Here is a 6,420-nt window from a genome sequence, read left to right on the forward strand (position 1 = left end):
GGGCTCCGCCCGGCGAGCGGAAACACAGAAGCAATGCTAGGAAGAAAACCACGAATATTGATCGGCTTACGCGATCAACATATCGGATTATAGCGACTTCAAACGCCGTCTTCTGCTGCCGAAGCTTCCCGGTCGGGCACCGCTTTCGATGTCCGATATGGGGAGGCAACGTTATGCTGGACATCGACTGGCGTTCGCCAGCGGCCTACGGGCCCGCCAAGAGCATTCCCGCCGGCGGTTTCGCCTGGGAATACCTTCGGCGGTTTGACGAATATCATCAGGACTACCGGACCATTTCGCGCATCGGCAAACCGGCCCCGCACAGCCTAGAGGCATTCTCCAGGCGCTGGGGGTTGCGATTTCCCCTGCGCCCCCGAAACACCGCCCGACAGCCAATCCCTGTTCTGGATTCCGGGCCTGCAGCCACGGGCCATCCGCCTAGCGCCCGCCGATCACAAGGATGGCGCAACCGAACCCATCGTGACGCTCGCCCATCTCGATAACCTCGATCTGCGACAGGCCGATGATGGCTGGCATGGCTTGTGGCAGGTCGATGGCGTGACACATCAGTTCTGGTTTCCCGGCGCCGCGCTCGATAGAGCGGCGTTCTACGTCTTCAGCCTACCCCCGGATCGCTTCTTCGATCTGCGTGCCCATGCGGCCCGCCGATTCTGGCGTTCTCTCATGCGACGGCCGCCTGGCCGGGACTATCGCGCGATGCCGGCGCAGTTGCGCCAGTTCCACATCCTGTCCCTGCGTGCGCTCGATGCCAAGCTACGCGACGAGAGCTATCGCACGATTGCCGAGGTCCTGCTCGGTTTCCGGGGAACGAAAGAGGATTTCGAAATCGATCCGCGCAAGAACAAGGCTCGCCGTCTCGTTGCCCACGGCCTGAAGATGATGAGGGGCGGCTACCGCCTGCTGCTGCATTATCCGATCAAGCCGAGCAACGGCTAACGGGTCTCGAAGTCTCAACCGCCTTCCGCGACCGCCTTTTCCAATATCCGCCTGTAGCCTTCTCGGGAAAGCCATTGCGCACGCGTGAGATGGCTCTGCCAGCAACGATACGTCCGATCCTTCTCCGCAGCCGGATCGCGATGCAGAACGATTTGTGCGACCTCGGTCCAGTCCGCACCTTCGGCCTTGGCATCGAGAAGACGCAGATAGGTGACATAGTGCTGCTCGTCATAAGGCGTGATGCCGTCGAGCGTCGGCGCTTCGTCGTCCACATCGGGATCGAGTTCGACGGGAACCGGCATTGTTATTCCCCTTCATCCCGGAAGAGCCTGACTTGCGGTGCGCCCCCGCAAATGGCCCCTCTGACCTGGTGATCGGGGAGTTCGAAACCGTGTTAGACGGCCCCGTGGCCTTTAGGCGAGAAGCCCTGGACATGCGCCAAGGGCTCCCCGACCATAAGGTCAAGGAGTGGGGTGCCGTCACGGTCGACACCAACCGCTAACAGGGGTTTCGACGCCCCGGAACAGCGCGTCTGCTCCGCTTTCGTTCTTAGCCGAGCTGTGCGGCGATGTCTTCGCCAAATCGACGCCACACGCAAAAGCCCGCTGAAATCCCTCTGTTTTTCGCCCGTTTGAGGGGTGCCGCCAGCGCATAGGCGCAAATGCGGCACGCTACACGCCGCCCGTCACTCGCCACGGTTCGCCACAGCCCGCTGTCGTCCCCGACAGCCGCCTGTTGACGAACCGGAGGTGATTCCATGGCCACCCGCAACGCGGACCTACCGCCGCGTCTTCTACGCACCAAGGAAGCCGCGCGCTTCCTCGGCATCTCGCTCCGCACGCTCGAAAAGCACCGGACCTACGGAACCGGCCCCGTCTACCGCAAGATCGGCGGCCGCGTCCTCTACGCCGTCCGCGATCTGGAAGCCTGGTCCGAGATCGGCGCCCGCAAATCCACCCGCGACAAGGACGCCGGCACGGTCTTTCCCGCACGCCCGCTGACCCCGGATGAGCGGAGCAAGCTCTAGAATGCTGCGCGACGACGACCATAGCCCCACGCAACCCGAGAACGACAGCGAGCGCAGCCGCCTCGATCCCTTCGTGGTCGCCACCGGCGATGCGAGCCCACGCGATCAGCGCGACTTGATGGAACGGCCGTTCTTCTCGCTGGCGAAGAAGCCGCGCACCAAACCGATCCTTTACCGGGCCGCCGATGTCGAGGTGCAGGTGTTCGCCATGCCCGAGCACGGCATGGCGACCATATGGGACGCCGATGTGCTGATCTGGGCTGCCTCGCAGCTCGTCGCCGCCGAAAACAATGGCTTCACCACGTCGCGCTTCTTCCGCTTCATGCCGTATCAGCTCCTGCGCGCTATCGGACGCGCGACCGGCAACCGCGACTATCTGCTGCTCAAGGCGGCGCTTGCGCGCCTGCAATCGACCGTCATCGCCACCACGATCCGCAACGGCCGGCATTGGCGGCGTCGGCAATTCTCTTGGATCAACGAGTGGGAGGAAATGACGACGCGCGCCGGCCGTGTCGAGGGCATGGAGTTCGTCCTGCCCGAATGGTTCTACAACAGCGTCATCGACCGCTCGCTGGTGCTCACGATCGACCCGGCCTATTTCCGGCTGACGGGCGGCATCGAGCGATGGCTTTACCGCGTCGCCCGCAAGCACGCCGGACGCCAGCCCGAGGGCTGGGCCTTCGAGATTTCCCATCTTCATCGGAAGTCCGGCAGCGCGGCGCGGCCATCCGATTTCGCGCTCGACCTGCGCCGTATTGCGGCTCGCCAGTCGCTGCCCGGTTACGGCCTTCAGCTTGAATGGGAGGACGGGCGCGAATTGCTGCGTTTCCTTCCCGAAAACCTATCCACAGTGCCTGTGGAAACGCCTGTGAATCCTATCGGGACATTAGGCGCACGCAGTATCGGGACATTAGGCGCAAATCGCGCGCCGGACTCTATAGAAGAATCTAACAGAGAATCTAACTTCTCTTCTTTGGCGCGCGCGCAGGCGAGCCATGGTGCCGGTGCTGCCCGGCGAGGTGCGCCATGATCGTCGCGCTCCTCAACCAGAAGGGCGGTGCCGGCAAGACCACGCTGGCGCTGCATCTCGCCGGAACCTGGGCGCAGCGCGGCCAGCGCGTCACCCTGATCGATGCCGATCCGCAAGGCTCGGCGCTGGACTGGTCAGAACGGCGCGGCCATGAGGGCCTGCCGCGCGCCTTCGGCGTCATCGGCCTGGCGCGCGATACTTTGCACCGCGAGGCTCCCGAGCTGGCCCGCGATGCGGACATGATCGTCATCGACGGGCCGCCGCGTGTCGCCGGCCTCATGCGTTCCGCGCTGCTCGCCGCCGACCTCGTGCTGATCCCGGTACAGCCATCGTCGTTCGACGGCTGGGCCTCGGCCGAGATGCTGGCGCTTCTCAAGGAGGCGCGCATCTACCGGCCCGAACTGGCCGCGCGCTTCGTTCTCAACCGTTGTGGTGCGCGCACCATCATCGCCCGCGAGACGGCCGAGACGCTGGCCGATCACGATCCGCCTGTGCTCGCAGCCGCCATCGGCCAGCGCGTCGTCTTCGCCGACGCCGCGCAGTCCGGCCGGCTCGCCTCCGAGATCGACAGCGATAGTCCGGCAGCGCGCGAGATCGCCGCGCTTGCCGACGAGATCGACCGTCTCGGTATCGGGAGAGCGCCATGACCGGACGCGCCCGAAAGCCCGGTTTCGTGTCCAGACCGGGCAATCCCGAAAGCTGGATCAGGGCGGCCGAGATGCCGCCGAACGGCAAGGCCGCCGGCGAAGCGTTCACCGCGCGCCTGACCATCGACATCACGCCCGACCTGCGCGGGCGCATCAAGGTTGCGGCCTTCCGGCGCGGGATCACCGTCGCCGACATGCTGCGCGACCTGCTCGCGCACGAATTTCCATCCACCGAGGGAGACCCGACATGACCGGCAAGGCGGCCCGCCGCATGCACGGCCGTCCGCTGCCGGACGGTCCCGCGCCTTTCACGACATTGGTCGAACTGACCTTCCACAAGCAGAAGGTCGAGCACTGGATACGATTCGGCCGCAAGACCTACGAACAGATCATCGACCGCCGCCGCAGCGTGGTCGGCTTTGCGCCGAACAGCGTCTTCGCCTTCGTTCGCTGGGCGTCCGGCGAACACGGAACGATCATCTCGCGGATCGACATTGTGCGCGCGATTGGCCGCGGCGAACCGTTCCAGACGCTGCCCTTCGTGCGTCCGGGCGGCGACATCCTGTTGCGTCTCGATAGCTGGCCGAAGGTGCAGCGCGCGCTTGCCGCGATCGACGCGGTGGAAGCGCTCGGCCTCGATCCGGCTGATGCGTCACCCGATCATTGGCGGCACGTCCACAACCGGCTGATCGCTGGCCTCGAGCCGCATGCCTATACGCCCGAACGGCACGCCGCCTGGCTGCATCGCCGGAGGATTGAGCCATGACGCGCCGCCGCACCCTCGCGGTGATGATGCTCGCCGTGCTCACCATCGGCGCCACCAGTGCGATTGACGCACCGACAAAACTGATCTGGAACGCCACGGCGAGCGCGCCGATCGGCTTCTACACCGTCGAGGCGGCCGAGCGGATCGACGTGCCCGAGCTGGTCGCCGTCATGCCGCCCGAAGCACTCGCCGCCTTCATGGTCGAGCGCGGCTATGTCGGGCGCGGTGTGCCGCTCTTGAAGCACGTTCTCGGTCTTCCGGGACAGCGCGTCTGCCGCTTGCGATCCACCATCACGGTCGATGGCGTCGAGATGGGCGAGGCCCTGCAGCGCGACCGCATCGGCCGCGATCTGCCGGTGTGGCAGGGCTGCCGCGTCATCGGCGACGGCGAAGTCTTCCTCATGAATGGGCAAGTCCGCGACAGCCTCGACGGCCGTTACTTCGGACCCATCCCCGCAAGTTCCGTCATCGGCCGGGCGCTGCCGCTCTGGACCGATGAGGAAGGCGACGGCCGCTACGAATGGCGCGCGTCGACGCAATGACCGCTTTCCCATCAGCGGGAGCGGTGCCCGCCGATGGCCTTTCCAAACGTGACCGCCAAGGAGACCGTCATGCCCCAGATTGGTGAATTCACGCGCGACGAGACCGGCTTCATCGGAAACCTCGGGACGCTTTTACTGCATCAGGACATCATCATCGTGGCAGACCCGTCCGACGCGGAGAACGCACCAGATTATCGCGTTCACCTCTTCGACGGCATGAGCAACGAAACAGGCCCGGAGATCGGCGCGGCCTGGAAACGCACCGGCGAGAAGGCCGGCGAATATCTCTCCGTGCTGATCGACGATCCCGCCTGGCCGCAGCCGATCCGCGCCAATCTGTTCCGCGACGACGACACGGGCACGTCATGGTCGCTGCACTGGAACCGTCCGAAACCGCGCGACGAGCGGGCATGAGAGCCATGCGTTCTCCGGTCATCTCCGCGCTCAAAACCCTCATCCCGTTGTTCGCGGGAAGACCGTCTCATCTCGTCGTCCCGCTCGGCCACCGGACAGCCGGCGCGCGCAGCGAAGGTCAGGGGCGGCCATCGGCCGGCGCTTCGCGCGCACCCTTGACCGCAGCGAGCACGCTGACAGGCTGGCGGCATAGCGGAGGCGGGTTAGCACCTCGTTATGCTGTTCTCCTGCTTGCCGGCGTCCTGGCGCTCTGCTCGGGACCAACCGCCGCCGTCGCGCAGTCCGCCCCCATCGCGAGCAGCGTCAGCGCCGATCCTTATGGCGCTCACATCGCCGAGGCATCGCAGCGCTTCGGTGTTCCCGAGCGGTGGATTCGCGCCGTGCTGCGCGCCGAAAGCGCAGGCGACGTGCGCGCGATCTCGTCGGCCGGTGCGATGGGGTTGATGCAGGTTATGCCCGACACATGGGAGGGCCTGCGCGTCCGCTATCGGCTCGGCCGCGATCCTTACGAGCCACGCGACAACATCATGGCGGGCGCGGCCTATCTGCGCGAAATGTGGGACCGATACGGCAATGTCGCGGCGATGCTCGCGGCCTACAATGCCGGTCCTGGCCGCTATGACGAATATCTTGCGACCGGGCGCGTTCTGCCTGCCGAGACCCACGCCTATGTCGCTGCGCTCGTGCCTGCTCTCGGCGGCGCGGCTGCATCCGAGGTGGCGACGACGGTGCCACCGCCGCCGCCGGATTGGCGTGCGGCTCCGCTGTTCGTCGCGCGCTCGGGCGACACAGAAACTGCCGCTATGCCGTCGTCCGAAGTGCAATCCGGCCACGCCCACACAACAATTTCTGTGCGCGATCTCGCCGATGTGGAGCCGCAGGGCGGCAGCATTTTCGTGGCACGCGCCGACGACGGAGGAACGCCATGAGGACGGCGTTCCCGCGTTCGGCGGTGCTCATTTCGGTGTCCAGTCAGGCAGGTTTGCGCCTGGCTGGATTCAGGTCAGGAAGGGCGGAAAGGGCAGAGAAGGCGGAGT

The 6,420-nt window shown here is 65.6% G+C and carries 11 protein-coding genes; 10 read left to right on the forward strand and 1 reads right to left on the reverse strand.

Features of this window, described 5'->3' with window-relative positions; translation table 11 throughout:
• The first annotated feature begins 173 nt into the window (after positions 1 to 173).
• Both NUU27_RS24505 and NUU27_RS24510 read left to right on the forward strand, forming a co-directional pair.
• Positions 174 to 503 (forward strand): transcriptional regulator domain-containing protein, encoded by a 330-nt coding sequence (locus NUU27_RS24505; protein WP_257764918.1) that lies wholly within the window; start codon positions 174 to 176, stop codon positions 501 to 503.
• Entirely contained in the window at positions 481 to 957 is a 477-nt protein-coding gene (locus tag NUU27_RS24510) for a DUF2285 domain-containing protein (protein WP_257764919.1), read from the forward strand. The genes NUU27_RS24505 and NUU27_RS24510 overlap by 23 nt, the downstream gene beginning before the upstream one ends.
• A gap of 14 nt (positions 958 to 971) precedes the next feature.
• Here NUU27_RS24510 and NUU27_RS24515 read toward each other — a convergent pair whose 3' ends face one another.
• The gene (locus tag NUU27_RS24515) at positions 972 to 1,259 is read right to left on the reverse strand and encodes a DUF2285 domain-containing protein (protein WP_257764920.1); all 288 of its coding nucleotides are present in this window, start codon (positions 1,257 to 1,259) and stop codon (positions 972 to 974) included.
• 455 nt (positions 1,260 to 1,714) lie between these two features.
• Between NUU27_RS24515 and NUU27_RS24520 the strand changes: the two genes are divergently transcribed.
• The 8 genes from NUU27_RS24520 to NUU27_RS24555 all read left to right on the forward strand — a co-directional run bounded on the left by NUU27_RS24520 (position 1,715) and on the right by NUU27_RS24555 (position 6,312).
• Positions 1,715 to 1,984 (forward strand): AlpA family transcriptional regulator, encoded by a 270-nt coding sequence (locus NUU27_RS24520; protein WP_078707881.1) that lies wholly within the window; start codon positions 1,715 to 1,717, stop codon positions 1,982 to 1,984.
• 1 nt (position 1,985) lies between these two features.
• Positions 1,986 to 3,014, forward strand: coding sequence for a replication initiator protein A (locus NUU27_RS24525; protein ID WP_257764921.1), 1,029 nt, complete (start codon positions 1,986 to 1,988; stop codon positions 3,012 to 3,014).
• Positions 3,011 to 3,661 carry a ParA family partition ATPase gene (parA, locus tag NUU27_RS24530; protein WP_257764922.1) on the forward strand — a complete coding sequence of 217 codons (651 nt, stop codon included), beginning with the start codon at positions 3,011 to 3,013 and terminating at the stop codon, positions 3,659 to 3,661. Before NUU27_RS24525 ends, parA begins: the two co-directional genes overlap by 4 nt.
• A complete protein-coding gene (locus NUU27_RS24535) occupies positions 3,658 to 3,912 on the forward strand; it encodes a hypothetical protein (RefSeq protein ID WP_257764923.1) in 255 nt (84 codons plus the stop codon). The genes parA and NUU27_RS24535 overlap by 4 nt, the downstream gene beginning before the upstream one ends.
• Positions 3,909 to 4,427 (forward strand): DUF2840 domain-containing protein, encoded by a 519-nt coding sequence (locus NUU27_RS24540; protein WP_257764924.1) that lies wholly within the window; start codon positions 3,909 to 3,911, stop codon positions 4,425 to 4,427. The genes NUU27_RS24535 and NUU27_RS24540 overlap by 4 nt, the downstream gene beginning before the upstream one ends.
• Positions 4,424 to 4,969: a S26 family signal peptidase gene (locus tag NUU27_RS24545; RefSeq protein ID WP_257764925.1), complete on the forward strand. Its 546-nt coding sequence runs from the start codon at positions 4,424 to 4,426 to the stop codon at positions 4,967 to 4,969. Before NUU27_RS24540 ends, NUU27_RS24545 begins: the two co-directional genes overlap by 4 nt.
• Before the next feature lie 69 nt (positions 4,970 to 5,038).
• Entirely contained in the window at positions 5,039 to 5,383 is a 345-nt protein-coding gene (locus NUU27_RS24550) for a DUF736 domain-containing protein (RefSeq protein WP_257764926.1), read from the forward strand.
• A gap of 5 nt (positions 5,384 to 5,388) precedes the next feature.
• Positions 5,389 to 6,312 carry a lytic transglycosylase domain-containing protein gene (locus tag NUU27_RS24555; protein WP_257764927.1) on the forward strand — a complete coding sequence of 308 codons (924 nt, stop codon included), beginning with the start codon at positions 5,389 to 5,391 and terminating at the stop codon, positions 6,310 to 6,312.
• The last annotated feature ends 108 nt before the right edge of the window (positions 6,313 to 6,420 follow it).

It is taken from the genome of Nitratireductor sp. ZSWI3 (assembly GCF_024655565.1).
In the GTDB taxonomy this organism is placed as follows: domain Bacteria; phylum Pseudomonadota; class Alphaproteobacteria; order Rhizobiales; family Rhizobiaceae; genus Nitratireductor.

Excerpts from the sequence above, each read along its gene's own strand:
- parA (WP_257764922.1), top strand. The coding sequence starts at position 3,011 with ATGATCGTCGCGCTCCTCAACCAGAAGGGCGGTGCCGGCAAGACCACG.
- NUU27_RS24515 (WP_257764920.1), bottom strand. The coding sequence starts at position 1,259 with ATGCCGGTTCCCGTCGAACTCGATCCCGATGTGGACGACGAAGCGCCG.
- NUU27_RS24535 (WP_257764923.1), top strand. The coding sequence starts at position 3,658 with ATGACCGGACGCGCCCGAAAGCCCGGTTTCGTGTCCAGACCGGGCAAT.
- NUU27_RS24555 (WP_257764927.1), top strand. The coding sequence starts at position 5,389 with ATGCGTTCTCCGGTCATCTCCGCGCTCAAAACCCTCATCCCGTTGTTC.
- NUU27_RS24540 (WP_257764924.1), top strand. The coding sequence starts at position 3,909 with ATGACCGGCAAGGCGGCCCGCCGCATGCACGGCCGTCCGCTGCCGGAC.
- NUU27_RS24550 (WP_257764926.1), top strand. The coding sequence starts at position 5,039 with ATGCCCCAGATTGGTGAATTCACGCGCGACGAGACCGGCTTCATCGGA.
- NUU27_RS24505 (WP_257764918.1), top strand. The coding sequence starts at position 174 with ATGCTGGACATCGACTGGCGTTCGCCAGCGGCCTACGGGCCCGCCAAG.
- NUU27_RS24525 (WP_257764921.1), top strand. The coding sequence starts at position 1,986 with ATGCTGCGCGACGACGACCATAGCCCCACGCAACCCGAGAACGACAGC.
- NUU27_RS24520 (WP_078707881.1), top strand. The coding sequence starts at position 1,715 with ATGGCCACCCGCAACGCGGACCTACCGCCGCGTCTTCTACGCACCAAG.
- NUU27_RS24545 (WP_257764925.1), top strand. The coding sequence starts at position 4,424 with ATGACGCGCCGCCGCACCCTCGCGGTGATGATGCTCGCCGTGCTCACC.